Annotated in this window: 25 protein-coding genes; 11 read left to right on the plus strand and 14 right to left on the minus strand. The window is 69.6% G+C overall.

The features are described 5' to 3' along the window. Positions 1-2 precede the first annotated feature (2 nt). On the plus strand, positions 3-1,355 hold the full coding sequence (locus tag AC5Y46_RS12185; RefSeq protein WP_499991243.1) for a hypothetical protein: 1,353 nt from the start codon (positions 3-5) through the stop codon (positions 1,353-1,355). Between the two features lie 6 nt (positions 1,356-1,361). Here AC5Y46_RS12185 and AC5Y46_RS12190 read toward each other — a convergent pair whose 3' ends face one another. Genes AC5Y46_RS12190 through AC5Y46_RS12200 form a run of 3 tightly spaced genes read right to left on the minus strand, consistent with a single transcriptional unit; the run spans position 1,362 to position 4,754 of the window. Further along, positions 1,362-2,021, minus strand: coding sequence for a TIGR04282 family arsenosugar biosynthesis glycosyltransferase (locus AC5Y46_RS12190; RefSeq protein ID WP_499991244.1), 660 nt, complete (start codon positions 2,019-2,021; stop codon positions 1,362-1,364). Further along, complete coding sequence (locus AC5Y46_RS12195; RefSeq protein ID WP_499991245.1) at positions 2,018-2,668, minus strand: glycosyltransferase family 2 protein; 651 nt, start codon at positions 2,666-2,668, stop codon at positions 2,018-2,020. Before AC5Y46_RS12195 ends, AC5Y46_RS12190 begins: the two co-directional genes overlap by 4 nt. 28 nt (positions 2,669-2,696) lie before the next feature. Further along, the gene (locus AC5Y46_RS12200) at positions 2,697-4,754 is read right to left on the minus strand and encodes a DUF7159 family protein (RefSeq protein ID WP_499991246.1); all 2,058 of its coding nucleotides are present in this window, start codon (positions 4,752-4,754) and stop codon (positions 2,697-2,699) included. A gap of 434 nt (positions 4,755-5,188) precedes the next feature. Here AC5Y46_RS12200 and AC5Y46_RS12205 point away from each other — a divergent pair, with 434 nt between their 5' ends. Further along, complete coding sequence (locus tag AC5Y46_RS12205; protein WP_499991300.1) at positions 5,189-6,739, plus strand: DUF7937 domain-containing protein; 1,551 nt, start codon at positions 5,189-5,191, stop codon at positions 6,737-6,739. Here AC5Y46_RS12205 and AC5Y46_RS12210 read toward each other — a convergent pair. Next, positions 6,736-7,767, minus strand: a complete 1,032-nt coding sequence (locus AC5Y46_RS12210) for an NAD-dependent epimerase/dehydratase family protein (protein ID WP_499991247.1) — start codon at positions 7,765-7,767, stop codon at positions 6,736-6,738. The two genes, AC5Y46_RS12205 and AC5Y46_RS12210, sit on opposite strands and share 4 nt — an antisense overlap. Next, the gene (locus tag AC5Y46_RS12215) at positions 7,764-8,549 is read right to left on the minus strand and encodes an S-methyl-5'-thioadenosine phosphorylase (RefSeq protein ID WP_499991249.1); all 786 of its coding nucleotides are present in this window, start codon (positions 8,547-8,549) and stop codon (positions 7,764-7,766) included. Before AC5Y46_RS12215 ends, AC5Y46_RS12210 begins: the two co-directional genes overlap by 4 nt. Positions 8,550-8,583: 34 nt before the next feature. Here AC5Y46_RS12215 and AC5Y46_RS12220 point away from each other — a divergent pair, with 34 nt between their 5' ends. The 3 genes from AC5Y46_RS12220 (at position 8,584) to fabH (ending at position 11,221) form a co-directional block, all read left to right on the plus strand. Further along, complete coding sequence (locus tag AC5Y46_RS12220; protein WP_499991251.1) at positions 8,584-9,456, plus strand: 1,4-dihydroxy-2-naphthoate polyprenyltransferase; 873 nt, start codon at positions 8,584-8,586, stop codon at positions 9,454-9,456. Positions 9,457-9,513: 57 nt separating this feature from the next. Further along, positions 9,514-10,122, plus strand: coding sequence for a DUF4190 domain-containing protein (locus tag AC5Y46_RS12225; RefSeq protein ID WP_499991252.1), 609 nt, complete (start codon positions 9,514-9,516; stop codon positions 10,120-10,122). Between the two features lie 82 nt (positions 10,123-10,204). Further along, a complete protein-coding gene (gene fabH / locus AC5Y46_RS12230) occupies positions 10,205-11,221 on the plus strand; it encodes a beta-ketoacyl-ACP synthase III (protein WP_499944269.1) in 1,017 nt (338 codons plus the stop codon). Here the strand turns inward: fabH and AC5Y46_RS12235 are convergent. Continuing rightward, a complete protein-coding gene (locus AC5Y46_RS12235; protein ID WP_499991255.1) occupies positions 11,218-11,538 on the minus strand; it encodes a DUF4229 domain-containing protein in 321 nt (106 codons plus the stop codon). The two genes, fabH and AC5Y46_RS12235, sit on opposite strands and share 4 nt — an antisense overlap. 46 nt (positions 11,539-11,584) lie before the next feature. Here AC5Y46_RS12235 and AC5Y46_RS12240 point away from each other — a divergent pair, with 46 nt between their 5' ends. Then, positions 11,585-11,740, plus strand: coding sequence for a hypothetical protein (locus AC5Y46_RS12240; RefSeq protein WP_499944267.1), 156 nt, complete (start codon positions 11,585-11,587; stop codon positions 11,738-11,740). On the opposite strand, the gene AC5Y46_RS12245 is transcribed toward AC5Y46_RS12240, so the two are convergent. From AC5Y46_RS12245 to hemL, 7 genes are all read right to left on the minus strand, one after another. After that, a complete protein-coding gene (locus AC5Y46_RS12245; protein ID WP_499944266.1) occupies positions 11,737-13,059 on the minus strand; it encodes a MinD/ParA family ATP-binding protein in 1,323 nt (440 codons plus the stop codon). The two genes, AC5Y46_RS12240 and AC5Y46_RS12245, sit on opposite strands and share 4 nt — an antisense overlap. Positions 13,060-13,081: 22 nt before the next feature. Then, a complete protein-coding gene (ccsB, locus tag AC5Y46_RS12250) occupies positions 13,082-14,050 on the minus strand; it encodes a c-type cytochrome biogenesis protein CcsB (RefSeq protein ID WP_499991256.1) in 969 nt (322 codons plus the stop codon). After that, positions 14,047-15,630, minus strand: coding sequence for a cytochrome c biogenesis protein ResB (locus AC5Y46_RS12255; protein WP_499991303.1), 1,584 nt, complete (start codon positions 15,628-15,630; stop codon positions 14,047-14,049). Before AC5Y46_RS12255 ends, ccsB begins: the two co-directional genes overlap by 4 nt. A 149-nt stretch (positions 15,631-15,779) precedes the next feature. Next, positions 15,780-16,562: a cytochrome c biogenesis CcdA family protein gene (locus tag AC5Y46_RS12260; RefSeq protein WP_499991258.1), complete on the minus strand. Its 783-nt coding sequence runs from the start codon at positions 16,560-16,562 to the stop codon at positions 15,780-15,782. Beyond that, the gene (locus AC5Y46_RS12265) at positions 16,559-17,167 is read right to left on the minus strand and encodes a TlpA disulfide reductase family protein (protein ID WP_499991259.1); all 609 of its coding nucleotides are present in this window, start codon (positions 17,165-17,167) and stop codon (positions 16,559-16,561) included. Before AC5Y46_RS12265 ends, AC5Y46_RS12260 begins: the two co-directional genes overlap by 4 nt. Next, positions 17,164-17,772, minus strand: coding sequence for a histidine phosphatase family protein (locus tag AC5Y46_RS12270; protein WP_499991260.1), 609 nt, complete (start codon positions 17,770-17,772; stop codon positions 17,164-17,166). The genes AC5Y46_RS12265 and AC5Y46_RS12270 overlap by 4 nt, the downstream gene beginning before the upstream one ends. After that, positions 17,772-19,100, minus strand: a complete 1,329-nt coding sequence (hemL, locus tag AC5Y46_RS12275) for a glutamate-1-semialdehyde 2,1-aminomutase (RefSeq protein ID WP_499991262.1) — start codon at positions 19,098-19,100, stop codon at positions 17,772-17,774. The genes AC5Y46_RS12270 and hemL overlap by 1 nt, the downstream gene beginning before the upstream one ends. A gap of 90 nt (positions 19,101-19,190) precedes the next feature. On the opposite strand from hemL, the gene AC5Y46_RS12280 reads away from it, so the two are divergent. The 3 genes from AC5Y46_RS12280 to AC5Y46_RS12290 all read left to right on the plus strand — a co-directional run bounded on the left by AC5Y46_RS12280 (position 19,191) and on the right by AC5Y46_RS12290 (position 21,750). Continuing rightward, entirely contained in the window at positions 19,191-20,363 is a 1,173-nt protein-coding gene (locus AC5Y46_RS12280) for an enolase C-terminal domain-like protein (RefSeq protein WP_499991266.1), read from the plus strand. Then, complete coding sequence (locus AC5Y46_RS12285; RefSeq protein ID WP_499944259.1) at positions 20,360-21,280, plus strand: ketopantoate reductase family protein; 921 nt, start codon at positions 20,360-20,362, stop codon at positions 21,278-21,280. The genes AC5Y46_RS12280 and AC5Y46_RS12285 overlap by 4 nt, the downstream gene beginning before the upstream one ends. A 209-nt stretch (positions 21,281-21,489) precedes the next feature. Beyond that, entirely contained in the window at positions 21,490-21,750 is a 261-nt protein-coding gene (locus AC5Y46_RS12290) for a WGxxGxxG family protein (RefSeq protein ID WP_499944258.1), read from the plus strand. Between the two features lie 118 nt (positions 21,751-21,868). Here the strand turns inward: AC5Y46_RS12290 and AC5Y46_RS12295 are convergent, their stop codons facing one another. Continuing rightward, positions 21,869-23,212 carry an amino acid permease gene (locus AC5Y46_RS12295; protein WP_499991270.1) on the minus strand — a complete coding sequence of 448 codons (1,344 nt, stop codon included), beginning with the start codon at positions 23,210-23,212 and terminating at the stop codon, positions 21,869-21,871. Between the two features lie 112 nt (positions 23,213-23,324). Here AC5Y46_RS12295 and AC5Y46_RS12300 point away from each other — a divergent pair, with 112 nt between their 5' ends. After that, on the plus strand, positions 23,325-24,188 hold the full coding sequence (locus AC5Y46_RS12300) for an alpha/beta hydrolase (protein WP_499991306.1): 864 nt from the start codon (positions 23,325-23,327) through the stop codon (positions 24,186-24,188). 3 nt (positions 24,189-24,191) lie between these two features. Next, the gene (locus AC5Y46_RS12305) at positions 24,192-26,300 is read left to right on the plus strand and encodes an acyltransferase family protein (RefSeq protein WP_499991272.1); all 2,109 of its coding nucleotides are present in this window, start codon (positions 24,192-24,194) and stop codon (positions 26,298-26,300) included. Positions 26,301-26,525 lie beyond the last annotated feature (225 nt).

A 26,525-nucleotide genomic window follows, 5' to 3' on the forward strand; every position in this document is an offset into this window, starting at 1 on the left:
TCGTGAGAATCGCACGGCGGGAAGTGCTGGCTGTGACGGCCGCGGTCATACTCGTGACCGCCGCGTTCGTGCTGCCGCGGATCGGTTGGGGAATCGACCCGCGCCGCGACACCGGCCTGGACCGGTTCGGCACCCGCGCCGGCGCCACGCCGATTTTCGGCTACTGGGATGCCCACGTCGGCTGGGGCACGGTGCCGGCGATCGTGATTGCCGCCGTTGTCGTGTGGTGGGGTCCGGCTGTGGCACAACGTCTTTCGTGGCGGGCGTTGACCGTGGGCAGCTGGGCGATTGCTTGCGCGTGGGCGTTCTCGCTGGCGATGATCGACGGCTGGCAACGCGGTTTCGCCGGCCGCCTGACCACCCGCGACGAATACCTCGCCGAGGTGCCCGGCGTCGGCGACATCAGCGCGACCTTGCGCACGTTCGCCGGCCGGATCCTCGACTTCCAGCCGCACTCGTGGGCCACCCATGTCTCCGGCCATCCGCCGGGTGCGCTGCTGACGTTCGTCTGGCTCGACCGGATCGGGTTGCACGGCGGCGCCTGGGCCGGCCTGTTGTGTCTGCTGGCGGGTTCCAGCGCGGCGGCAGCGGTGCTGGTGGCCGTGCGGGTGCTGGCCGATGAAGAGCTGGCCCGCCGCGCAGCGCCGTTCGTGGCCGTCGCACCGACGGCGATCTGGGTGGCGGTGTCGGCCGACGGTTATTTCGCCGGGGTCGCGGCGTGGGGGATCGCGTTGCTGGCGGTGGCGGTGCACGGTGCGGCCCGGTTTCCCGCACTGGTGGCCGCGGCCTCGGGTGTGTTGCTGGGCTGGAGCGTCTTCCTCAGCTACGGACTGGTGCTGCTGGGTCTGCCGGCGGTGGCGGTGCTGATCTCGGCACCGGATCGGCGTGCCTGGATACGGGCTCTGGGACCGGCGTTGCTCGCCGCGGTGGCGGTGGCGGTGACGTTCGCGCAGGCGGGCTTCTTCTGGTTCGACGGCTATGAGCTTGTGCAGCAACGCTATTGGCAGGGCGTCGCCCAGGACCGGCCGTTTCAGTATTGGGTTTGGGGCAACCTGGCGTGCACGGTCTGTGCGATCGGCCTGGGCAGCGTCGCCGGGATCAGCCGGGTATTCGACCGAGCCGCGGTCCACCGCCGCTCGGGTGTGCATCTGCTGTTGCTGGCGGCGTTGGCCGCCATCGTCTGCGCCGACCTCAGCATGCTGAGCAAGGCCGAGACAGAGCGCATCTGGCTGCCGTTCACCATCTGGCTGACCGCCGCGCCGGCGCTGCTGCCGGTGCGGTCGCATCGGTGGTGGCTGGCGGTGAACGCAGCCGGGGCGCTGCTGCTGAACAGCGTCGTCTTCACCAACTGGTAGAGGTGTTCACAGCCCGGCCGTCCGGGTGACGCGGGCAAAGCGACTCTGCGGGTCGCAGGCTCGGCGTACCGCGGCAATGTCGTCGATCACGTCGACGTCGTCCAGCTGCTGCACCAGTGCCACGTCGATACCGTTGTCGTGCAACGCTTTCAGAGTCAGCTCGCCGGTGTCCGGCTGTGACATCGGCACCCCGCGCAGGCAGTGCGCGGCGGTGCCGTCGGGTAGTCCCAGCACCCACCAGCCGCCGTCGCGGGCCAGCCCGAGCACCCCGGTCGACTCGAGCAGCCGCCGGGCGCAGTCGGCCAACAACCCGGCGCTCACTTGCGGGGTGTCCATCCCGATCTGCAGCACCGGGGCGTCTCCGCCGGCGTCGGCGTGGGCGTTGGCGAGCCGCTCGGCGAAGTCCGCACCGCGTTGCTCGATGACCGTGAAGGACCCCAGCCGTTGCCGGATGTCGGTGGCACCGGCGGCATTGTCCAGATCACCGGTCAACGCGACGACCCGGGCGGCCACCGGCGTCGCAGCCACCGCGTCCAGGGTGTCCAGCAGGGCGGCGGCAGCGATGTGCGCGGCGACCTCGTCGCCGACCGTCGCCGCCAACCGGGTCTTGGCGCGGCCCGGTTCCGGCGCTTTCGCCACCACCAGCACGGTGACCGGCAAGGTCACGAAATCACCTTCCAGAAGTCGACGATCGCGGTGATGCTGCCCCGCAGCGACCCGCTCACCTTCGACTTGCCGCCCGTGCGCGGGCCGTAACTGATGTCGAGTTCGACCACTCGCCAGCCCGCGGCGGCGGCACGGACCAGCAGTTCGAGCGGATACCCCGACCGTCGGTCGACGACGCCCAGATTCAGCAACGCATCGCGCCACGCCACCCGCATCGGCGCGATGTCGTGTACCGGTAGGCGGTGTCGGGTGCGCAACCGCCAGCTCATCACCACCGTGCCGACGCGCGCCACCCACGGCCAGTGCAGGCCGGGCACCGGGCGGCGCCGGCCGGTCACCATGTCGGCGCCGCGCTGCAGTTCGGCGACCAGTCGGGGCAGGTCACCGGCGTCCATCGAGCCGTCGGCGTCGATCACCGCGACGATCGGCGTCGTCGCGGCTTCCACGCCGGCATGCACCGCCGCGCCGTAACCCGGTCGCTGCTCGGCGACCACTCGCGCGCCGTGCCGGGCGGCGACCTGCGCGGTGCCGTCGGTGCTGTTGTTGTCCACCACCAGCGCTTGGTAGCCGTCGGGAATCGCGGCCAGCACGGCCGGCAGGGATTCTTCCTCGTTCAGACACGGCAGCACCACGGTCACGTCGGACACGGCAGACCCCTGATCCCGCCGGATCAGCTCACCGGGGACCGCTCGGCGTCCGCGGCGCCTGGGTCTGCGGGGCCTGGGTGCGCGGCACCGGCGCCTGGGTCTGCGGGGCTTGGGTGCGCGGCGCCGGTGCCTGAGTCTGCGGCGCCTGGGTGCGCGGCGCCGGCGCCTGGGTCTGCGGCGCCTGGGTCGGCGGTGCCACCGTCTGCTGCGTCGGGGCCTGGGTGGGTTGCGGAGCGGCGGTGGACGGTCGCGGAGCGACGGTGGTCGGAGCCACGGTGGTCGGGGCGACCGTCGTGGGCGGAATCGTCGTGGTCCGCGGCGCCTGAGTGGTCGGCGGGGTGGTGACCACCGTCGTAGTGGGAGGCGTGGTGGCCGGCGTGGTGGTGACCGCCGTGGTGGTCGGCGGGGTGGTGACCGCCGTGGTGGTGGGCGGCGTCGTCGGCGGCGTGGTGGACGGGGTGGTGTACGACGTGGTCGGCGGGGTCGTCGGCGTCGCCACCGGCCACGTCGGCATGCCCGGCCGCCAGCCCGGGTACGGAATGATGACCGGCACCGGGACGGGAACCGGAGCGGCCGGCACCTGATTCGGGATCGGGGCGGCCGGGGCCCCGGGCGAGGTCTGCTGTCGCGGCACCTGGACAGCGGGAACGGTGCCGCCCTGGAACCCGACCGTCGGGGCCTCGGGCGGCGGGGGCGGCACGGGCGCCTGCTGCTCGGTCGGCAACAGCGGCATGAACTTGCCCGGCTGCGCGTTCTGATGGCCTTCGACCGGAAGGGACGCCGCGGTCGGACGGACGGTGACCGCGACCGCCACCGCCAACGACGAAAAACCCAGGACCGCGAAGCCCACGACGGCGTTGCTGATCAGCAACCGCCGCAGACTCTGGGGCTGGCTGCCGGCGGCGTCGGGATCGTCCTCGTCGAACCCGTCGTCGAATTCCTCGCCGTACTCGTCGCCGTAGTCGTCCATGCCGTCGGTGTCCACCGGCAGGATGTCGTATTCGCTGGCTTGCGAGTACGCCAACTGCTCGTCCCCCGATGCCGGCGCCCCGCCGTCGGCGGGCTGCATGACGGCGGTCGCGTCCCCCGGTACACCGGGGTCACCCGCCGGGGCACCGGAGTGGAAGTACGCATGGCCGTGCGGGTCGCCGGCAAGACCGGGGTCGCCCGACGACACACCCCCATCGGGATACGACTGCGAATACGAGACCAGAGTCGGATCACCCGACGTCACACCCTGGCCGGAGTTCCCACCGCCGTCACCCGAGATCGGCGCCGCCATCGTGGCGTCGGCGGGAAAGGCCGATTGATCGGCGCCCGAGCCGGGCGGTCCGAAACCGCCGTGATCGGCAGGCAGATGCGGGTTCTCGATCGGCGAGCCATACCCGCCGCCGCCCCCGGAAGAGCCGAATCCGCCGTCTCCGGGCAGCCCCGACTGATCCACGCCCGAGCCGGCCGACCCGCCGCCGTCGCCGGGAAGCGCCGGTTGCGCCATGGTCGAGCCGGCGGGCCCGAAGCCGCCGTCCCCGGGCACCGACTGATCGACACCCGAACCCGTCGGCCCGTAACCGCCGCCGTCCCCCAGCGCCGGAGCCGCCATGGTCGCATCCGGCGACACGGCCGGAGCCGCCATGGTCGCGTCGGCTCCGGGACTGTAACCGCCGTCCATCGGCGAGGAACCCATCATCGTCGGCGGTGCGTCCGGATCGGCAGATGCCGACGGACTCCTCATCTGACTGCCGAACAGCAGGGCCGCGGCGACCGCACTCCCCACTCCCGGGCGTCCCCTGAACCCCTGCGGCTCGGAGATCACCTGGATATTCGTCACGCCGGCGTAGCCCAGGGCCTGCGCCAGCTGGTCGACCCGGTACCGGTCGGGCCAATTCAACTCGGTCGCGAGCAGCCGGTGTCCCTCGCCGGCCAGCAACCGATGGGTGCCGACCACGGTGTCAGTCAGTGCTCTGATCGGGTCTCCGGCGAGATCGACCGAATACTGATCGATCACCTCGTTACCGCGGGCGGCCGCGTCGACTAGGGCCAGGCGTGCGACCCGGCCCGTGACCGCCACCCCCAACACGACGTCCATCTGCGGCTCTCTCCTTCGAGCTGGCTACCCCACAACCAGCAATGTCCCGGCATAATTAAACTGCGATACCGTCAGGCAATATTCGTCATTTCGGGCGACAAGGTTCCTTCCCTATGAGCGCAGCGTAACCGGATTCCGAACCGGCGGGGACGCTCAGTGCGGATCCCAACGGTCTTCATAACCTGCTCACAGCCACTGCCGCCTCGTCCGAATGGAGAATATGTTCGCAAACCGAACAACGCAGTGGCCCCGGCAGGGGGTTCCCTTGCCGCACGACCGACCCGCGCCAGCAGCACCCGACCTCGACCCCTGGGGGCCTCGTGAGCGTCAGTAGCGACGAAACGCCGACCGGCCCCATCGTGGGCACGCAACGGACGGCTGCCGGCCCGGGGTCTGCGCCGGCCGCGCGAACGGCGCCCGAGGCGCCCGGAGTTCTGACGAAGCGACGCAACACCATCCGCGACCTGATCGCCGCCGTGCTGCTCGTCCTCGCGCCGCTGTTCCCGTGGAACCTGTACTTCGGGCTGGGCATCCCGGGCAGCAGCACGCTGCTGTGGGGGTTGCTGGGGCTGGTGACGCTGCTGTCGCTGGCGGCGGCCCTGACGTCGTTCCTGCGACTCGACCCCGTCACCGCCGCGCGGCTGCGGCTGAGCCTGAACATCCCCTACCTGCTACTGCTCGCGGGATTCATCGGGTTCGACGTAATCCAATCCATCAAATTCGGCGGTCAGGTCCACGTGCCCGGCGGCGTCGGCCCGGGCGGCTGGCTCGGGTTCGCCGGTGCGCTGTTGAGCGCACAACCGGTGCTCACCAGCCCGGTCACCGACGAGCAGCGGTACCACCGGTGGCTGCGCGCGGCGCGGCTGCTCGGATATGCCTCGATGTTCGGAGCCTCGCTCAGCGCCGGTTTCAACCTGTGCTGGCGGTTGCGGTACGCCCTACAGGGCATCAACGGGTCGGAAGCCTTCGGTACCCGCAACACCACGGTGATCCTGACGGCGTTGGTGTACGGGGCGGTGGCACTGACCGCCGTCCTGGTCGCCTCGCGGTGGGTCCTGCGCAACACCCACGGATCCCGGCTCGCGACGCTGGCGCTGGGCACTTCCACGCTGCTCGCCGGGATCCTGGTGTGGAGTTTGCCGGTCGGTCGTGAGATCGACGCATTCCACGGCATCGCGCAGAACACCTCGACGGCCGGCGTCGGCTACGAAGGCTTCCTGGCGTGGGCCGGCGCCGCGGCGTTGTTCGCGCCGCTGGCCCTGTTCAGCTCCGCCCAGACGCGCGCCGACCGGGAGATCTGGCGCACCGCGATCCGCAAGAGCCTGACGCTGATCGTCGTCTGGTGCCTGGGGTCGATGCTGATGAGAATCACCGACCTGGTGGTCGCGGTGATGCTGGACTACCCGTATTCGCGCTATGACACCGTGACGCTGGCCACGTTCGACCTGGCCACCGGGGCCCTGGCGTGGTGGCTGCGCACCAAGCTGGCCCAGGGGGCACTGCGATCGCGGCTGCTGGTCTGGTTGAGCGGGTTGGTGTTCACCCTGATGATCTCCCGGGTGATTCTCGGCGTCGTGCTGGCTCCCCGGTTCGAGCAGGTCTCGGTCAACCCCGTCTACGGCAACGACCTCGCGCAGCAGATCGCCAGCACCTTCGACGTGACGCTGTGCGGGCTCGCGCTGTGCACCTTCCTCGCGGTGATCGTGGCCGGACGCATCCGCAAACCGCGGCGCCGGCCGCGCCGGCAGCGCCCCGCCACCGGATCGACCGGGCAGACACGGCCGCCCGTGCCCATCCCGACCCGTCCCGGCGGTCCGCCGCCGCCGCCGTCGGAAGCCCGGACGACCCAGTTCAGCGTCCCCGGTGGCGGGCACGACGCGCCGACGACGGTGCTGTCCGGGCCGGGGCCGTCACCGCGGATCTTCCGTCCGGGTCAGACCGGGCCGCGCCCGAAGATCTATCGGCCGCCCAACAACCCGTCCTAACGCAGCGGCGCGAACGCGAACTCGCGCAACCCCTCGGTGGGCGGCACGGCCGCCCGGAACCCGAGGACATCCGCGGCCCGGGCCGGGTCGGCGACGATGTGGCGCACGTCCCCGCTGCGGTACCGGCCGGTGACGGCGGGCACCAGCGACGAACCGCGGGCCGCGCACAACGCGGTCGCCACCTCCAGGATCGAAATCGGTTGCCCGGAACAGACATTGGCCGCGACGAAACCGCCGTGGTCGACGCCGGCCGCGGCCAGGTTCGCGGCGGCGACGTCGTCGACGTGGACGAAGTCACGCATCTGGCCGCCGTCCTCGAAAACCTGTGGGGCCTCACCCTTCTCGAGCGACGAACGGAAGATGGCCGCCACCCCCGAATAGGGGGTGTCGCGCGGCATGCCGGGACCGTAGACGTTGTGGTAGCGCAACGCGACCACCGAACCGCCGGTCGCCTCCGACCAGGCCAGTGCGTAGTGCTCCTGCGCGGTCTTACTGGCCGCATACAGGCTGCGCGGTCGCAGCGCGGCGTCCTCGTCCACCAGCTGCCAGGTGACCGGTTGCCCACACTGCGGGCAGCGGTGCTCGAAGCTGCCGGCGTCCAGGTCGGCGCGCCGGCGCGGCAACGGGTCGACCGATCCGTGTTGCGGGCACCGGTACCGGCCCTGGCCATAGACGACCATCGACGAGGCCAGCACCAGACGCGACACCCCGGCGGCGAACATCTGCGCCAGCAACACCGTCGTGCCGAAGTCGTTGTGGCCGCCGTATTCGGGTGCGTCCGCGGCGTTCACCCCGGCCCCCACCATCGCGGCCTGATGACACACCAGGTCGATGCCGCCCAGCAGCGGGGCCAGGGCGCCGGCGTCGCGGACGTCGACCCGATGGCAACCCTCCGGCAGCACCGGGTTCGGCCCGTGCGCGGCGGGCAGCAGCACGTCCACCCCGACCACCTCATGACCGGCCGCCCGCAGCGCGGCTGCGATCCGGGAGCCGATGAACCCCGCCGCTCCCGTCAGCAACACCCTCATGGCAACTCGAACGGCAACGGGACCCCGGCGTGCCGCCGGCAGTGCGTGCAGGTGCGCTCGGCGGCGACCCGGCCGATGGCCGCACGCACCAGGTCCTTGAACATCGGGATGTTCTTCTCGAACTCGGCGAACACGTCCACACCGGTCACGCCTTCTCCCACCTCCACGCCGGCATCGACATCGGTGATCAAAGCGATTGCCGCATAACACAATTCGAGTTCCCGGGCGAGTATCGCCTCTGGGTAGCCGGTCATGTTGATCAGCTGGAACCCCGCCGCGGCGAACCACCGGCTCTCCGCGCGGGTGGAAAACCGGGGACCCTGGATCACCACCATGGTGGCGCCGTCGACGAGATCAGGGGCGTCGGGCAGTCCGGTGACGGCCGTCCGCAGCGCCGGACAGTACGGGTCGGCGAAACTGGTGTGCACCCCGCCGGAATCGAAGTAGGTGTCCGCCCGGCCGCTGGTGCGATCGATCAGCTGGTCGGGAACCACCACCGTGCCCGGCCCGACCTCGGGATCCAGGCTGCCGACCGCGCACGGGGCGAACACCCGCCGCACCCCCACCGAGCGCAGCGCCCACATGTTGGCCCGGTAGGGCACGGTGTGCGCCGAGAATTCGTGCTTGGCGCCGTGCCGCGGCAGAAACGCCACCTCGTGCCCGCCGACGGCACCGATCGTGAGGGGTGCGCTGGGCCGGCCCCACGGGGTGTCCACCGACACGGTGCGGGTGTCGGACTCGAAAAACGTGTAGAAGCCGGTGCCACCGATCACTCCGAGCATCCGCCCATTGTCGGGCATAGGGCAGGATGCGTTGGTGGCCACTATTGCCCAGTGGGTGTCCGGCGCTCGTCCGCGGACGCTGCCGAACGCGGTGGCACCCGTCATCGCGGGCACCGGCGCGGCCGCCTGGTTGCACGCGGCGGTGTGGTGGAAGGCGCTGCTGGCGCTGGGGGTTGCGGTCCCGTTCATCGTCGGTGTCAACTACGCCAACGACTACTCCGACGGCATCCGCGGCACCGACGACGTGCGGGCCGGCCCGATGCGCCTGGTGGGGTCGCGCCTGGCCACCCCGCGAGCGGTGGCCACGGCGGCGCTGGTCAGCCTGTTCCTCGGCTGCTGTTCGGGGTTGGCGCTGGCGTTGGTCAGCGGGCCGTGGCTGATCGGGGTCGGGATCGCGTGTGTCGCCGCGGCCTGGTTGTACACCGGCGGATCCAAGCCGTACGGCTACTCCGGGCTGGGTGAGGCCGCGGTGTTCGTGTTCTTCGGGTTGACCGCCGTTCTCGGCACCCAGTACACGCAGGCTTTGCGGATCGACTGGGTGGGCGTGGTGCTGGCGGTGGCGATCGGGGCGCTCTCGTCGTCGGTGCTGGTCGCCAACAACCTGCGCGACATCCCCACCGACACCGTGTCCGGCAAGATCACGCTGGCGGTCCGGTTGGGCGACGGTCGCACCCGGGTGCTCTACCACGCGCTGCTGGCGCTCACCGGCCTGTTGACGCTGGTGCTGATGTTGGCGACGCCGTGGTGCGCGGCGGGTCTGGTGGCCACGCCGCTGGCGCTGCGCGCCGACCGCCCGGTGCGCTCCGGTCGCGGCGGGCAGGAATTGATCCCGGTGCTGCGCGACACCGGCCTGGTCATGGTGATCTGGGCGACAGCGGTGGCCGGCGCGCTGACGCTGGCGGGGTGATACCTTACTGTCCGGTCCAGGACATACAGCGCAAACCACTGTGCTGCAGGGGGTTTCATGAACACGCCGTACGACGGTCAGTCACCGTATCCGCCCTATCCGCCTAATCCGCCTTATCCGCCTAATCCGCCGAGTCGGCCGACGAACCCGCTGGCGATCGCGGCCCTGGTGTGTTCGCTGGTCCTGGCTCCGCTGGGGATCATCTTGGGCCACATCTCGCTGTCCCAGATCAAGCGGACCGGCCAGGATGGGCGCGGACTGGCCATCGCCGGCCTGGCCATCGGATATGTCGGCACGGCGCTGTCCGCGATCGCCGTCGTCGTCGCGCTGGTCTTCATGGCCAGCCTCGGTTCGGTGCTGCACCGGACGGACACCCGGCACTCGGCGGCGCCGCGCACCACCACCCCGTCGCGCAACAGTCCCGACGCCTCCGCGCGGACGATCAAAGCCGCCAAGGTCGGTGACTGCATCCGGCGGGTGCCGGGTGCAGTCAAGCGTGACGGCAGCCGCGAGGTGACGGTCTCGGCCGCGAGCTGCGGCTCGAGCAGCGCCACCGACCGAGTGGTCAAACGCACCACCAGCACGTCCAACTGCTCGAGCGGCGAATGGGTCCAGACCACCGCGTATTCACCACCGATCGTGCTTTGCCTGTCCAAACTGCGCTGAAGCCTTAGACCCGGATGAACGACCGGCACCGGCACGCCTAGAGTCCCTTGAGGGAGCTCGAGTTGACGCGGGAAGGACGGCCATGTCTGAGATCGCCTCGGCCAGCGGCCCCAAGAAGGTCGGATTGCTCAGCGTCGGGGCCTACCGCCCGGAACGCGTCGTCACCAACGACGAGATCTGCCAGAACATCGACTCCTCCGACGAGTGGATCTACTCCCGTACCGGCATCAAGACGCGCCGGTTCGCCGCGGATGACGAATCCGCCGCGTCGATGGCAGCCGAAGCCTGCCGACGGGCGCTGTCCAACGCGTCGCTGACCGCGGCCGACATCGACGGTGTCATCGTCACCACCAACACGCATTTCCTGCAGACCCCACCGGCGGCCCCGATGGTCGCGGCGGCACTGGGCGCCAAGGATGTGCTCGGCTTCGATCTGTCCGCGGGATGCGCCGGCTTCGGCTACGCTCTGGGCACCGCGGCCGACATGATCCGCGGCGGGGTGACCGCGAAGATGCTGGTGGTCGGCACCGAAAAGCTGTCGCCCACGATCGACATGTACGACCGCGGCAACTGCTTCATCTTCGCCGACGGCGCCGCGGCCGTGGTGGTGGGCGAGACGTCCGAGCAGGGCATCGGTCCGACCGTTGCCGGCAGCGACGGTGAACAGTCCAATGCCATCCGGCAGGACATCGACTGGATCACCTTCGCCCAGAATCCCAGCGGGCCGCGTCCGTTCGTGCGGCTCGAAGGCCCGGCGGTGTTCCGTTGGGCGGCGTTCAAGATGGGCGACGTCGGCCGGCGGGCGCTCGAGGCGGCCGGGATCGGACCCGACCAGATCGACGTGTTCGTGCCCCATCAAGCCAATACCCGGATCAACGACCTGCTGGTCAAGAACCTGCAGCTGCGCCCGGACACCGTCGTCGCCAACGACATCGAGCACGCCGGGAACACGTCGGCGGCGTCCATTCCGCTGGCCATCGCCGATTTGATGGAAACCGGGCTGGGCAAGCCGGGCGATCTGGCGCTACTGATCGGCTATGGCGCCGGGCTGACCTACGCCGCGCAAGTGGTGCGGTTGCCGCAGCACAGCGACGCCTAGATCTGGTCCTTTTCAGCCGCCTGCTCGCCCCGCAGCCGGGCATGCAACTGATCGCGTTCCGCCCGCCGCCGCGACCCGGCCGCCTCGAGCGCGGTCGTCGCCCGTCGTCGCAGCGGGCTGAACACCCACATGCCCAGCGGCATCGCCACGACCAGTCCGAACAGCCCGGCGACGGCGACCGGGAAATCGTCCACCCCGAGCAGGCGCGCGATTCCGTAGATCGCACCGCCGATCACCACCACCAGCACCAGTCGGGCCACCGCGTAGACGACGACGGCGATCACGCCAGTGCTCTTGTCGCGACGCGCTTCTGACACATCTTGAGACTACGTCGCGGGTATATTCGCTTGGAGGAGGTGTCGCGTGCTTTACCTGCTCGTCGTCCTGATCTCAGGGACGCTGATCTATCTCGGCTGGCGTGCGGCGCGGTCGCAGACGAGCCCGCCGCGGACCCGCGTCATCGGACCCGACGACGATCCGGAGTTCCTGCGCCGGCTTGGCGACAACAAACCCCGTTAGACGAAGTTCGGGTTGGCGCGCCGCGCGTCGCCCGGGAAACCCTCGGCGACCACCGCAGCCAATTCGGCGAGAGCATCGCGGGTTTCGCGCTTCAACCGATCCAGGCTGATCTCGGCGCCCTCCTCGAGGTGGGCGTCGAACGGCACCACCCGTACCGCACGGCAACGCCGCGCGAAGTGGTCGACCACCTTCTGCATGTCGACTTTGCCGGAGCGGGAGCGGACCGCGTTGATCACCGCAATCGAGTTGCGGACCAGGTCTTCGTGCCCATGTGCTTCCAGCCAGTCCAGCGTCGCCGAGGCACTGCGGGCACCGTCGATGGACCCAGAAGCGACCACGACCAGCACGTCGGACTTGGCCAGGATCGCCGACATCGTCGAATGCAGCAGGCCGGTGCCGCAGTCGGTGAGCACCAGGCCGTAGAAGCGGTCCAGGATGTCCACGATCCGGGTGTAGTCGTCACCGCTGAACGCCTCCGACACCGTCGGATCGTTCTCCGAGGCCAGCACTTCCAGCCCGCTCTCGTTCTGCGACGTGTAGCTGCGGACGTCGCTGTAACGATCGATGCTCTTCGCGTCGCGCAGCAGATGCCGCACGGTGGCCGGTGTCTCGAGTGGCAGCTTCTGGCTCAGCGTGCCGCGGTCGGGGTTGGCGTCCACGGCCACCACCCGGTCGCCGCGCACGGACGCGAACGTCGATCCCAGGGTCGCGGTGATGGTGGTCTTACCCACCCCGCCCTTCAGGGAGAGCACCGCGATCCGGTAGCTGCCGCGCAGCGGTCGGTTGATCTGGGCGACCAGGTTGTTGTGCCGCATCGCCCGCGGGCTCTCGCCCAGGTTGATCAGCTGGCCCGATAACACGTACAGCGCCCGTCGCCAACCCTCCGACGGCGGCGGCTTCACCGGTCGCAGCAGCACGGTGCTCGACAGCTCCGGATACGGCGTCTGCGGCAGCGGCTCCGGACGGAACTGGGGCCGCTCCGCGGTTCCCGCTTGGTCGGGCGGCCCGGGGTAGTAGGCGCCGTAGGCCGTCGGGTCCACCCGGGTCACCGCGGTCACCGGTCCCGTCGACGGTGCGGGCTCCCACTGCGGCCGGGCGTGCGGCAATTCGACCGGTTGCGGCGGCGGCGCCATGCTGGCCGACCCGACGGCGCTGTCCGCGGCGGCGGGAGTCCGCCGCTCGGTGCGGAACCCGGCGAAAGCCCGGGTCGTCGCCTCTGGCTGCTGCGCCTGGACGGTCTGCTGGTCGGCATTGACGTCGGATCCGGTGCCCGGGTGGACGCGTGGCGTCCCCACGCCCGGCGTCGGATGTTCTGACACTCGCTGCTCCCCCTTTGTCGCCTCAGCCCACACCCGCGTAGGAGTGCAGTCCGACGGTCACCAGGTTAACGAAGAAGAGATTGAAGACCATCGCGACGAATCCTGCGACGTTGATCCAGGCGGCCTTCCGGTCCCGCCACCCGGCCGTCGACCTGGCATGCAAGTAGGCCGCGTAGACCACCCACGCGATGAACGACACCGTCTCCTTGGGGTCCCAACCCCAGTAGCGGCCCCAGGCCTCCTCGGCCCAGATCGCGCCGAAGATGACGCCGAACCCGAACACCGGAAAGGCGAAGATCGTGGTTCGGTAGGCGATCCGGTCCAGCGTCTGGGCGTCGGGGAAGCGCTGCACCAGCTGCGCCAGCCTGCCCTCGGTGCCCGGGTCGCCGAAACGCGAGGTGCGCAGCAGGAACAGGATGCTGCAGATCCCGGCGACCAGGAACACCCCGGACCCCAGGCTGACCACCGAGACGTGAATGGGCAGCCAGTAGGACTGCAAGGCGGGCATCACCGGCGCGGCGTTGGCGTAGAGCCAACGACCCGACACCGTCAGCAGGATCAGCACGGGCAGCAGCAGGAACACCCACAGCGGGCGGTACTGCGGGCGGCGCAGCACGATCGCGCCGGCGAACAGGCCCGACATGCAGGTCAGGTTGATGAACTCGTACATGTTGCCCCACGGCACCCGCATGGTGGCCAGGCCGCGCAGCACGATGCAGGCGAAGAGCAACCCGATACCCAGGTACAGCACGGCCAGGCCGGCGCGCCCGACGCGTTCGTCGAATGGTCGCTGCGGGGTGTCCGACACGACCCCGGGGATGACGCTGTCGGTGCTGACGCCGCCCGCGGCGACCGGCTCGAGCTTGCGGGCGCGGGTGTAGGCCAGCTCGTAGGCCAGCAGCAACAACGCGACGACCAAGGCCACCACGGCCGAGGTGAACGCCCAGTCCGAGTAGCGGGCCAGATCGATGTCGATATTAGAGGTGTTCACGTGACGTCCCTTCCGGCCTTCGGGGAAATGCCAGCGGGGATGCCGGCAGGTGCGTCCCCGTCACCCAGCCCGTCCAGTAGCCGCTGGGTCAGCCGCTCGAACTCGTCACCCCACCCCGAGTTGTCGGTGCGCGCCAGGCCGCCCAATTCGACGTTCACCGTACCGGGGCGGTCGGGGTCCGGCAGGAGCCGGACCCACACCCGGCGGCGGCGCACCAGCAGCGACACCAGCAGTCCGGCCATCATCGTGATCGCGAAGACCAGTACCCAGTACTGGCCGGGGTCGTGCGAGACCTGCACGTTGACGAACGGCACGGCGCCGTCGAAGCGCACGACGGTGCCCGCGGCCGGGCCCCGGTCGATGCGGACCTGCTCGCCGACGCGCAGGTTGACCCGCTTCTCCTTGGTCAGCCTGCCCTGTTCGATCAGCCGGGGGTCCAGGTCGAACAACGACTGGGGCCGGCCGGTGTCCAGGCCGGTGTCGCCGCGGTAGACGTCGATGGCCACCGCCGGGGCGTTGAGCGCCGGAAACCGCGACGACAGCAGGGCGCCGTCGAGTTGCTCGGTCGGGGCCAGCAGACCCTGGATCGCGATCTGGTGTTGGCGCCGCTCCTCGGCGGTGGGATAACTGCCGGCCGGCGGGTCGATGCGCGCGACGCCGGAGGACAACATGGTCTGCGGGTTGTCGGGTCGCCACTGCACGGTCGAGGTGCGGGTCTGCCCGTCCGGGAACGTCACGGTGAAGGTGGGCGCGTACCCGTGGCCCTGCAGATAGACCCGGTCGCCGCCTACCCGCAGCGGGTGGTTGACCTCCAGCCGGTAGGGCCGCCAGATGTTGGCGTCCAGATCGCCACCGGCCTGGTAGGCGATGTCTGCGGCGAACGACGTGGCCTGCCCCGACGGTAGATAGTGCGCCTGAAAGTTGTTGACCCGCAGGCAGATCGGGTGCAGCGCGGTACCGTCGACGGTGTTGCCCGCCCGGAACGAGTCGAACGCTGCCGGGGACGCCGAACAGAAGCCGGGGCCACCGTCGGCGATGACGATCACGTTGCCCTCGTAGCCGAACAGCTTGCCGACGGCCACCGCGACCAACAAACCCAGCAGCGAGAAGTGAAACACCAGGTTGCCGAACTCGCGCAGGTAGCCCTTCTCCGCGGAGACCTCGACGGATTGGTCGTGGTGTCTGATCGCGGTGCGCCATCCGCGCAGCCGGTCCTTGATGGTGTTGGCCAGCGCGTTCACCTCGGCGGGGTCGGCCGCGAGTCGTGCCTCGGCGTGCTTGGGCAGCCGCGCCAGGTTGCGGGGCGCGGCCACCGGGGTGGCGCGCAGGCTGCGGGCGTGTTCGAGGATCCGCGGCGTCAGACACCCCACCAGGGACACGAACAGCAGCACGTAGATGGCGGTGAACCAGAAGCTGGAGAACACGTCGAAGGCCTGCAACTCGTCGAGCCACGGGCCGATCATCGGGTGGGTGTGCAGGTACTCCTCGACCTTGGCTGCGTTGAGGCTGCGCTGCGGCAGTAGAGCTCCGGGAATCGCGCCCAGCGCGAGCAGGAACAGCAGCACCAGCGCGGTGCCCATCGAGGTCAGCGACCGCCAGGTGTTGCGCGCCTTGCCCGCGAGCTTTCTCGGGGCGAGCAGACGCAAAAGCCCCGCCAGAGGGCCCGTGCCAGGTGCTTTTGCGTCTGCTCGCGCCACCTCGGGCGCCCCTCGCGCCTCTCTGGGGGTCATCAGATCGGCAGCCTCACGTCGGAGACGAACGCGTCGCGCAGCCAGGACACGAAGTCGTTCCACACCCCGGTGACCAGCGCCACGCCCACCGAGATCAGCAGCACGCCACCGAAGACCTGGATTGCCCTGGTGTGCCGGCGCAACCAGCCCAGCGCGGTCACCGCCTGGGCCGAGCCCAACGCCAACACCACGAACGGGATGCCCAGCCCCAGGCAGTAGGCGATCACCAGCGCGATGCCGCGCGCCACGTTGGCGCCGTCGGTCGCCGAGGCCACCGTGATCACCCCGGTCAGCGTCGGCCCCAGGCAGGGCGTCCAGCCCAGCGCGAACACCGCGCCCAGCAGCGGCGCGCCGACCGTCGTCGTCACCTGACGGGGGCTGAAGCGGACCTGACGTTGCAGCGCCGGGATGAGTCCCACGAACACCAATCCCATGACGATGGTGAGCACGCCGCCGACCCGCTGCAGCACCAGCTGGTTGTCGATCAGCGCCGCGGTCATGCCGAGCACGACGACAGTGCCCAGCACGAACACCGTCGTGAACCCGGCGACGAACAACAGCGCAGACCCGGCCACTCGCCAACGCGCCGCGGGCGGAGCCTTGAGCGTGCCGGGGCACTCTTGTTCTTCCTCGACGCCGACCACCGCCGCCAGATACGACAGGTAACCCGGCACCAGCGGCACCACACACGGCGACGCGAACGACACCAGCCCGGCCAACATGCACACTCCGAGCGCGACCACCAGCGGGCCGGCGGCGGCGAGGTGGGCGAAACCACTCACTGCGGCCCCGACCTCGCAGCGGCAGGCGCTTCGGCGGCCACCTGCTGCACGACCGGCTGCAGATCCTCGGCCAGCAGTTCACGCAGGAAAACCGCGGCCACCCGGTGCTGGCGGTCCAGCACCAGCGTGGACGGAATCACCGTGGTCGGGTATTTACCGCCGAACGCGATCAAAGTGCGCATCGGCGGGTCGTAGATCGACGGGAACGTCACGTGCCGATCGTTGACGAAGTCCAGCGCCGCTTGCCGGCTGTTGTCGCGCACGTCGATCCCCAGGAAGGAGACCCCCGAGTAGCGGGTGGCGTCGTACACCCGCTGCAGTTGGGTGATCTCGGCCCGGCACGGGCCGCACCATTGGCCCCACACGTTGACGACGACGACGTTTCCCCGGAAATCGTCCAGCGACAGGGTGCGCGCGGGGTCGGTAAGGCTGGGCCCGGACAACGGTCCCGGCCGGCTGCGACTTTCCGGCGGGTCGTAGCGGATGTCGGTCTTGCCGCCCGGCGACACGAACTCGAACGTGCCGCCCTGGGCGACGGCGTCGCGCCCGGAGCAGCCGGTCAGCAGCCCGGCCAGCACCAGTACGGCAACAGCCAAGAGCCTCACGGGGCCGCCGGCTCGGAGTACTCCACGTCGACCAGGCGGTCGTCGTCGTAGACCAGCGTGGTCACCGAGGCCAGGGCGCATTGCCGGCGCCGCGGGTCGTGCCAGAGCTTCTTGCCGGTCAGGTGCAGGCGCAGCGTCCACACCGGCAGTTGGTGACTCACGCACACCGCCTCGTGGCCGGCGCCGCGCGCGCGTGCCTTTTCCGCCGCGCCCGCCATCCGGGTCGCGACCTCGATGTAGGGCTCGCCCCAGGACGGCCGGAACGGGTTGCGCAGCTGCCACCAGTACCGCGGGCTACGCCAGGCCCCATCGCCCGGACTCATCGGCTTGCCCTCGAAGAAGTTGGCCGATTCGATCAGGTCGGGGTCGGTGTCCACGGTCAGGTTGTGCCGCGCTGCGATGGGTGCGGCGGTCTCCTGTGCGCGCTTCAGCGGAGAGGCGATCACCGCGACGATGTCGCGGTCGGCCAGGAAGTCGGCGACCGCGGCCGCCTGCGCGACGCCGTTGTCCGACAGCCGGAATCCGGGCAGCCGGCCGTACAGGACACCGGTGGGGTTGTGCACTTCGCCGTGGCGCACCACGTGCACCCTGGTCGTCTCGGCCATCAGATTTGGTCCTCCTGTGCCGCGGCCGCTGCGGCAGCGCCGGCGGGCAACGCGTCGGCGATTTGTCCGAAAGCACCGTCGTCAAGCGCGGCCGAGACGAACCACGCCTCGAAAGCGCTGCACGGTGGATAGATGCCCGCGTCGAGCAGGGCATGGAAGAACGGCGCGTAACGCCAGGTCTGGCTGGCGCGAGCGGTGGCGAAATCGGTGACCGGCGCCTCGGCGAAGAACACGCTGAGCATGTTCCCGGCCCGCGGAATCTGGTGTGGGACACCGGCCGCGGTGAGCGACTCGGTGAGCAGCGCGGCCAGCCGGTCGGCGTTGGCGTCCAGCGCGGCATACACCGCGTCGTCGGCGGTCCGCAGCGTCGCCAGCCCCGCGGCCACCGCCACCGGGTTACCCGACAGGGTGCCGGCCTGATACACCGGACCCAGGGGGGCCAGTCGCTCCATCACCTCGACCCGGCCACCGAACGCCGCGGCCGGCAGTCCGCCGCTCATCACCTTGCCGAAGGTGAACAGGTCGGCATCGACGGGATCGATTCCGTACCAACCACTTCGGCTGACTCTGAAGCCGGTCATCACCTCATCCACGATCAGCAGCGCGCCGTGTTCGGCGGTGATGCTGCGCAGTGCGGCGTTGTAACCGGGCGCGGGTGGCACCACACCCATGTTTCCGGGACTGGCCTCGGTGATCACGGCGGCGATCTGCTCGCCGTGTTGCGCGAAGAGTTCCCGCACTACCTCAATGTTGTTGTACGGCAACACGATTGTGTCGGCCGCGGCCGCACCGGTGACCCCGGGTGAGGACGGCAAACCCAGGGTCGCCACTCCCGAGCCGGCGTCGACGAGCAACGCGTCGGCGTGCCCGTGGTAGCAGCCGGAGAACTTGACGATCTTCGGACGTCCGGTGTAGCCGCGCGCCAGGCGGATCGCGCTCATGGTGGCCTCGGTACCGGAGTTCACCAACCGGATGCGCTGCACGGGGTCCACCCGCCCGATGATCTCGGCGGCCAGTTCGGTCTCGGCCGGGGTCGGAGCGCCGAACGACAGACCGTCGGCGGCGGCCTTGACCACGGCGTCGACGACGGCGGGGTGCGCGTGGCCCAGGATCATCGGACCCCAGGAACAGACCAGGTCGACGTAGGTGTTGCCGTCGGCGTCGGTGAGTCGGCAGCCATTGGCCTGCGTGATGAAGCGCGGAGTCCCCCCCACCGCGGTGAACGCCCGCACCGGCGAGTTGACTCCCCCGGGAATGACCGAGCCGGCCTCGCCGAACAGCCGCGCGGACGCCGCTACCCGCGCGCTCGCCGGACCGCCATCACCCATGCCGACCAGTGTCCCAGCCGCTGCGGCCGCTTCAACTACAGGGTGTAGAAGTTTGGCTATGCAACTACCGCATGGACACCGGTTCGGGTGATGAAACTCACCGCGATCCGGGAGCGCTCTGTCGCCCTTCGCAGCGAGGGCAACGGTGCGCCGGCGAATGCGCTGGTCAGCTTCGCCGGGCACACCGTCTCGCTGCTGGCGATCACCGCCGTCCGGAACGGCCGGCGCACGGTCGGGGTGGCATTCGACTCGATCGGTCGATTCGCCCAGGGCGGGATCCTGCGCGACCGGATGATCCCGCGGGTGCTCGCCGCGTCCCCGGATGCGCTGCTGGACGACGCGGGCCTGCTCGACCCGGCCGCGGTCCTGGCGTGTGCGCTGCGTGACGAGAAGCCCGGCGGGCACGGCGACCGGGCCGCCGCCGCGGCGGCCCTGGAACTGGCCTGCTGGGACCTCAACGCCAAACTCAACGACGAGCCCGCCCACGCCACGATCGCCCGGCACTTCGGACGGCAGTCGGCCACGTCGGTCGCCGTCTACGCCGCCGGCGGCTACTACTCCCCCGGCGCCGGCGTGCAGCGACTGCGCGCCGAGCTGCGCTCCTACCTGGACCTGGGGTATGACGCGGTGAAGATGAAGATCGGCGGGGCGTCGATGCCTGAGGACCTGGCCCGCATCGAGGCCGCGGTGGACCTGGTCGGTGACGGTGGGCGGGTCGCGGTGGACGCCAACGGCCGATTCGGCCGGTCCGCGGCGACCGACTGGGCGGCCGTGTTGTCGCCCTACCGGCTGCGCTGGTTCGAAGAACCCGGCGATCCGCTGGATTTCGACCTGAATCATGCGGTGACGGACTGTTATGACGGTGCCGTGGCCACCGGGGAGAACCTGTTCTCGGTGCCCGACGTCGTCAACCTGGTGCGGTACGGCGGCATGCGGGCCGGCCGCGACATCTTCCAGATGGACGCCGGGCTGAGCTACGGGTTGGGTGAATACGCCCGCATGCTCTCGGTGCTCGAGGCGCACGGCTTCGACCGCCGGTTCGCCTTTCCGCACGGCGGCCACCTGATCAACCTGCACATCGCGATTGGGTTGGGCCTGGGCGGATGTGAGTCCTATCCGGGGGTGTTCCAGCCGTTCGGCGGCTACTCGCCGGATTGCGTGCTGGAGGCCGGCCGCATCTCGCCGACCGACGCGCCGGGTTTCGGGCTGGAACAAAAGCCCGGCTTGGCCGAACTGATCACCGAGCTGGGAGCGGACGCATGAAGATCGCGGTAATCGGTTGCGGTGCAATGGGTTCGATCTATGCGGCCAAACTGGCCGCGGCGGGCAACGACGTGCTGGTGGTGGACAGTTACCAACCCGGCATCGACGCGATCACCCAGCACGGTCTGCGGGTCAGCGGACCCGACTACGACCAGACCGTGCGGGTGCGCGCCGACACCGTCGCCCCGGCCGAGCCGATGGATTTGATCGTGCTAGCCGTCAAGGCCGCCGACGTGAGCACCGGTGCCCGACAGGCACTTTCGATGCTCGGTGCTGCCACGCCGGTGCTGACCATCCAGAATGGTCTGGGCTCAGCGGATACGGTCGCCGGCATCGTCGGCGAGCAACGGGTGGCGGTCGGGATCGCCAGCGGCTTCGGCGCGGCGCGGGTCGCACCCGGACATGTGCACCATAACGCCATGCGCGCCATGCGTTTTGGTGCCTACTCGTCGCTGTCCTACGAGGCGGTTGCCGAAGTGGCGCAGGTGTGGACCGTTGCGGGCTTCGACGCCGCCGCGGTCACCGACATCGCCGCCATGCAGTGGGAGAAGCTGATCTGCAATGTCGCCTACAGCGCGCCGTGTGCGCTGACGGGCCTGACCGTCGGTCAGGTGATGGATGATCCGGATATCGGCCCGGTCAGTCGGGCCGCGGCGACGGAGGCGTGGACGGTGGCGCGCGCATCCGGCATCGCCATCGACGTCGCCGATCCCGTGGCGCACGTGCGCAACTTCGGTGCGGGCATGCCCGACGCGAAACCCTCGGCACTGCTCGACCACGAGGCGCGCCGGGTCAGCGAGATCGACGTCATCAACGGCGCGGTGCCACGGCAGGGCGCTCGGGTCGGGATCGAAGCGCCGGTGAACGCGACGCTGACCGCGTTGGTCAAATCGGTTGAAAGGCAATGGCGCAGCTGACGACAGGAATGGCTTCGCATTCCGGTGGGTCCGTTCCGCATCGTGTATCTGGATGAGGAAACCGTGTGCGAAAGCAGGTTTGAGCGCTAAACGCCCGGGTATGTCGAGCACGCGGCACTGCGGAGATCCGTTCTGCCGTCATCCGAGGAACTAGAACACACTGGTTCCAAATCCATTCCGCTCGATCACGGTCGAAGGGAAAATTTGAAATGCGCAAGGCAATCGCCATCTTCGGGACGGCAGCGGCTCTCAGTTTCGGCGGAGCAGGCATCGCCAGTGCCTCCGTCGACCCGGCTCCTGCCCCGTCGTCGACCACCACGCTGGCCGACAAGGACGACAACCAGAACAGCGACAAAACCGGTCTGTGGGGCCTCACCGGTCTCCTCGGCCTGGCCGGTTTGGCGGGGTTGAGGGGGCGGCGCAACGACGCCACCGTCGCACCGACCGCCACTCGCCGGCCGGCCGCCTAACCGAGACGTGCCTCCGCCGGCGATCACCGCCGGCGGAGGCGTCTCGAAAAACACTGCGGTCGTTCACCTCTCGGTATCCCGCGCGAGCAGACGCGAAAGCCCCCTGAAACGTCCCGTTTCAGGGGCTTTTGCGTCTGCTCGGCACAACGAAATACACCCCGACCACCACCGCCCAGGACAACAGACTGAGCCACAGCTGACTGCGCGCCTGGGCATCGAAGGCCATCTGCACCAGCACGGCGATGATCCCCACTGTGGTCAGGATCGACAGCACCGGAAACAACCACATCGTCACCCGCAGCTTGTCCGGTGATGTGCGGCGCCGCAACACGATCTGCGACAGCGCGATCAGCAGGTAGACGAACAAGATGACCGCGCCAGAAGAGTTGAGCAGGAACAGGAATACCGTGTCGGGTGACAGCCAGGACATCAGCACGCAGCCGAACCCGATCACCGACGAACACAGGATGGCGATGGCGGGCACCCCGCGCCGACTCAGCTTGACCAGCGCAACGGGCGCCTCCCGTCGGCGTGCGAGGACGAACAACATCCGCGACGACGTGTAGAGGCCGGAGTTCAGACACGACAGGACCGCGGTGAGCACCACGGCGTTCATCACCTGATCCGCGCCCGGCAGGCCCATGTGCGTCAGCGCGCCGACGTACGGTGATGCCCCGGGTTCCAACGAATTCCACGGCGTGACCACCACCAGCAGAAGCACCGAGCCGACGAAGAAGACCACGATGCGGGCGACCACCGACCTGGTCGCCCGCGCGATGGCCAGTTCCGGGTCGCGACTCTCGGCGGCGGCGATCGTGACGACTTCGGCACCGACCATGGAAAAGATCACCACGACGACGGCGCCGAGCACGGCACCCACACCGTGGGGGAGAAATCCGCCGTGGGCGGTCAGGTTGGAGAAGTCCAACCGCCGGCCTGGCCACAGCCCCACCGCGAAGGCGGTACCCAGACCCAGGAACACCACGATGGCCGCGACTTTGATTCCGGCGAACCAGAATTCGAACTCGCCGAACGAGGACACCGAGAACAGATTGGTGACCGTCATCAACACCATCAGGCACAACGACAGGAGCCACAGCGGCGCGGGCAACCAGTAATTGAGCACCTTGCCGCCGGCGACGGCCTCGAATCCGACGACGATCACCCAGAAGTACCAGTACAGCCAGCCGACCGAAAACCCTGCCCAGCCGCCCAGGGCCGTGGCGGCGTAGTCGGCGAACGAGCCGGTCGACGGATTGGCCGCCGCCATCTCGCCCAGCATCCGCATCACCAGGACGACCAACAGCCCGCAGATCGCGTACGTCAGGAACGCGGCAGGCCCGGTCGTCGCGATCACCACACCCGAGCCGACGAACAACCCGGCGCCGATCACCCCGCCGAGGGCGATCATGCTGAGCTGCCGTTGCGACAAGTCTTGGCGCAGCTGCGAAGTGCTAGCCATGGCTAACCACAGCACATCCACGCCTCGGGGCACCATGGGGGTCACACCGCCGTTACGACTGCCTTGCAATACGGCGTGGCTCATCCCCGAGAAGGCCGTCGGCACGGCATCATTGACGCTCGTGGCCGACCTGTCCCGCCGTACGGTGCTGCGCATGGGCGCCGGCGCGGGCGCTGCGGGCCTGTTCGCGCTCGGTGCGCTGTTGGATCCAGCCAAACCCCTTGCCGCGCCCCAGGCTCCGGCGCCGTTCGACCCTCCCACCGCGGGCAAGACGCTGCCGACCAAGCTCACCGGTTCGTTCGTCTCAGCCGCGCGTGGCGGGGTCAAGACCAACTGGGTGATCGCCATGCCGCCTGGTCAGACCAAGATGCTGCGCCCGGTGATCGCCTTGCACGGCAAAGACAGCGACGCGAACATGATGCTGGACTGCGGCGTCGAGGATGCGCTGGCGCAGTTGGTCGCCGAGGGCAAACCGCCGTTCGCGGTGGTGGGTGTGGACGGCGGCGCCAGCTCCTACTGGCACCGGCGCAGCAATGGCGAGGACGCCGGGACCATGGTGCTCGAAGAACTGTTGCCGATGCTCACCTCGATGGGGATGGACACCTCCCGCGTCGGATTCCTCGGCTGGTCGATGGGTGGTTACGGCGCACTGCTGCTGGGCGCCCGTCTCGGACCGGCCCGCACCGCCGGGATCTGCGCGATCAGCCCGGCGCTGTACCTGTCCTACCTCGGCGCCGCACCCGGGGCGTTCGACAGCGTCGACGACTGGAACCGCAACACGGTATTCGGCCTCCCGGTGCTGAACTCGATACCGATCCGGGTCGACTGCGGCATCGGTGACCGCTTCTTCTTCGCCAGCAGCCAGTTCGTCGGCCAACTCAAGAAGAAGCCGGCGGGCAGCTTCTCCCCCGGCGGACACGACGTCGAATTCTGGCGTGGCCAACTACCCGGCGAGCTCGCCTGGATGGCGACCTAGCCGATGACTCCCCGGGGACGCTTCAGGCCGGACATCGAAGGCCTGCGTGCCGTGGCGGTGATCGCCGTCGTCTTCTACCACGCGGGCATCCCCGGCATCGGCGGCGGCTACATCGGCGTCGACATCTTCTTCGTCATCTCCGGGTTCCTGATCACCGGACTGCTCTGGCGCGAAGTGTCGACCACGAAAACCGTTGCGCTGGGCAGCTTCTACGCCGCACGCGCCCGGCGCCTGCTGCCGGCGGCGGCCGCCGTCGGCGTCGTCACCGCCGTCGCGGCGGCCATCGTGCTGCCACCGCTGCAGGCCCGACGGGTGTTCGTCGACGGCATCGCCAGCATGCTCTACGTCGGCAACTACCGGTTCGCGGTCCAGGGCACCGACTACATGGGTTCCGACCTGCCGTCACCGTTCCAGCATTACTGGTCGCTAGGTGTGGAGGAGCAGTTTTATCTGGTGTGGCCGGCCCTGATCATCGGCACGGCGTGGCTGGTCGGCCGGTTCCGCCCCGGCCTGATGTCCAGGACGGCACCGTATGCCGTGGTGCTGGCGGTGGTCGGTGCGGCGTCGTTGGCCGCGGCGGTGTTCTGGACGCATATCTCGCCGCCATGGGCGTTCTTCTCGCTGCCCACCCGGGCCTGGGAGTTGGCCGCCGGCGGGCTGGTGGCGCTGACCATCGACCAGTGGCGGCGGCTGCCGTTGTTGCCCGCGACGATCGTCGGCTGGGGAGGTCTGGGGCTGATCCTGCTGACCTGCACGCAGTTGGGGCCGCACACCCCGTATCCCGGCACGTCGGCCCTGCTGCCGGTGCTGGGCACCGCGCTGGTGATCGGCGGCGGCTGCGTGACCGGGGGCATGGGGGTCGGCCGGGTGCTGTGCCCGCCGGTGATGCGGGCAATCGGGCGGGTGTCGTACTCGTGGTACCTGTGGCACTGGCCGGTGCTGCTGCTGCTGCCGCCCCTGCTGGGCGATCCCGGCGGGCTGCCGGGCCGGCTGGCGGCGACGACGGTGTCGGCCGGTCTTGCGCTGATCACCATGCATGCGGTGGAGAATCCCGGCCGGTTCGCCGCGGCGTTGCGCCGCTCGGCCAAGGCCAGCCTGGCAGTCGCCGGTGCGGCCAGTGCCGTCGCGGCGTGCGCGTGTGCGGTGTTGCTGACGGCCGTGCCGGCGCCGGTGGGTCATGGGGCCGCGGCTCCGCAGGCCAAGATCGCGGCGCTGCCTCCGGTCCCCGACCCGCAGGTCAGTCCGCAGGAAGCCGCGGTACGTCAGGCGTTCGCGCAGGCCCGTGCGGCGTTGGCGGCATCTGCCGGGTTGCGTGCGGTGCCGTCCAATCTGAACCCGTCGCTGGCCGCGGCGCCGGCTGACAAGGCGCCGGTGTTCGTCAACGGCTGCATGCGTTCCTGGCGCGACGTCGGCCAGAGCGAATGCGCGACCGCGGACACCGCCTCGCCTGTCCGGGTCACGCTGATCGGCGACTCGCACGCCGCGATGTGGGACCCGGCGCTGCAGCGGGTCGCCGCCGAGCGGCACTGGCGGCTGGAGACGATGGCCAAGGTCACCTGCCCGTTCCTGGACCTGCCGATCGTCAGTCCCTACCTGGGCCGCAAGTACACCGAGTGCGAGCAGTGGCGGGCCGAGATCGTCGACCGGCTGCGGGCCGAGCGGCCGCGGCTGGTGGTGCTGAGCATGAGCCGGCGCTATCACGGCGACTTCAGCTTCGCCTCCTACGATCCGGCCTGGATCGACAAACTGGGGGCCATCGTCGCCTACCTGCGCGGCATGGGGTCGACCGTACTGGTGCTGGGTCCGGTCGCCGACCCGCAGTCCTCGGCGCCGACGTGCCTGTCCGCGCATCTGGACAACGCGGGCGCCTGCGCACCGGGGCGATCGGTCGCGGTCAACGGCGACGGCGTCGCGGCCGAGCAGCGGGTGACGACCGCGGCCGGCGGCTCCTACGCGGACCTGACCGACCTGTTCTGCACCCCCGAGCGCTGCCCGATGATCGTCGGCAACACCCTGGTGTTCCGCGACGACAACCACGTCACCACGCAGTACGCGCAGTTGCTGGCGCCGGTGATCGGGGCGTTGGCCGACCGCGCGCTGTCGGGTGCCTGAATTGCGTCGAATTCGTGGCGACATCGTTGCCGAATGAACCACGATCTCGCGCCGAACGTGGTACGAATGAAAGGGTTTTGGAGGTTTTGATGATGAGTCCGATTGTTGCGGTACTGCTCACCGCAGCCGCGCCGGTCGCCGGACTCGGTCTAGTGCAGCTGCAGGCTCGACTCGAACGTTGGGACTACGAGCGGCACGCGGAGGACTGAGACGCGAATCGACTGA

It is taken from the genome of Mycobacterium sp. NGS59 (assembly GCF_059812345.1).

What these genes read in the sequence shown, in the direction of transcription:
- AC5Y46_RS12215 (WP_499991249.1), bottom strand. Translation starts at nt 8,549, where the DNA reads ATGCTCGGAGTGATCGGTGGCACCGGCTTCTACACGTTTTTCGAGTCC.
- AC5Y46_RS12295 (WP_499991270.1), bottom strand. Translation starts at nt 23,212, where the DNA reads ATGGCTAGCACTTCGCAGCTGCGCCAAGACTTGTCGCAACGGCAGCTC.
- AC5Y46_RS12270 (WP_499991260.1), bottom strand. Translation starts at nt 17,772, where the DNA reads ATGGCCGAGACGACCAGGGTGCACGTGGTGCGCCACGGCGAAGTGCAC.
- AC5Y46_RS12210 (WP_499991247.1), bottom strand. Translation starts at nt 7,767, where the DNA reads ATGAGGGTGTTGCTGACGGGAGCGGCGGGGTTCATCGGCTCCCGGATC.
- fabH (WP_499944269.1), top strand. Translation starts at nt 10,205, where the DNA reads ATGTCTGAGATCGCCTCGGCCAGCGGCCCCAAGAAGGTCGGATTGCTC.
- AC5Y46_RS12225 (WP_499991252.1), top strand. Translation starts at nt 9,514, where the DNA reads ATGAACACGCCGTACGACGGTCAGTCACCGTATCCGCCCTATCCGCCT.
- AC5Y46_RS12290 (WP_499944258.1), top strand. Translation starts at nt 21,490, where the DNA reads ATGCGCAAGGCAATCGCCATCTTCGGGACGGCAGCGGCTCTCAGTTTC.
- AC5Y46_RS12305 (WP_499991272.1), top strand. Translation starts at nt 24,192, where the DNA reads ATGACTCCCCGGGGACGCTTCAGGCCGGACATCGAAGGCCTGCGTGCC.
- AC5Y46_RS12200 (WP_499991246.1), bottom strand. Translation starts at nt 4,754, where the DNA reads ATGGACGTCGTGTTGGGGGTGGCGGTCACGGGCCGGGTCGCACGCCTG.
- hemL (WP_499991262.1), bottom strand. Translation starts at nt 19,100, where the DNA reads ATGGGTGATGGCGGTCCGGCGAGCGCGCGGGTAGCGGCGTCCGCGCGG.
- AC5Y46_RS12255 (WP_499991303.1), bottom strand. Translation starts at nt 15,630, where the DNA reads ATGGGCACCGCGCTGGTGCTGCTGTTCCTGCTCGCGCTGGGCGCGATT.
- AC5Y46_RS12285 (WP_499944259.1), top strand. Translation starts at nt 20,360, where the DNA reads ATGAAGATCGCGGTAATCGGTTGCGGTGCAATGGGTTCGATCTATGCG.
- AC5Y46_RS12280 (WP_499991266.1), top strand. Translation starts at nt 19,191, where the DNA reads ATGAAACTCACCGCGATCCGGGAGCGCTCTGTCGCCCTTCGCAGCGAG.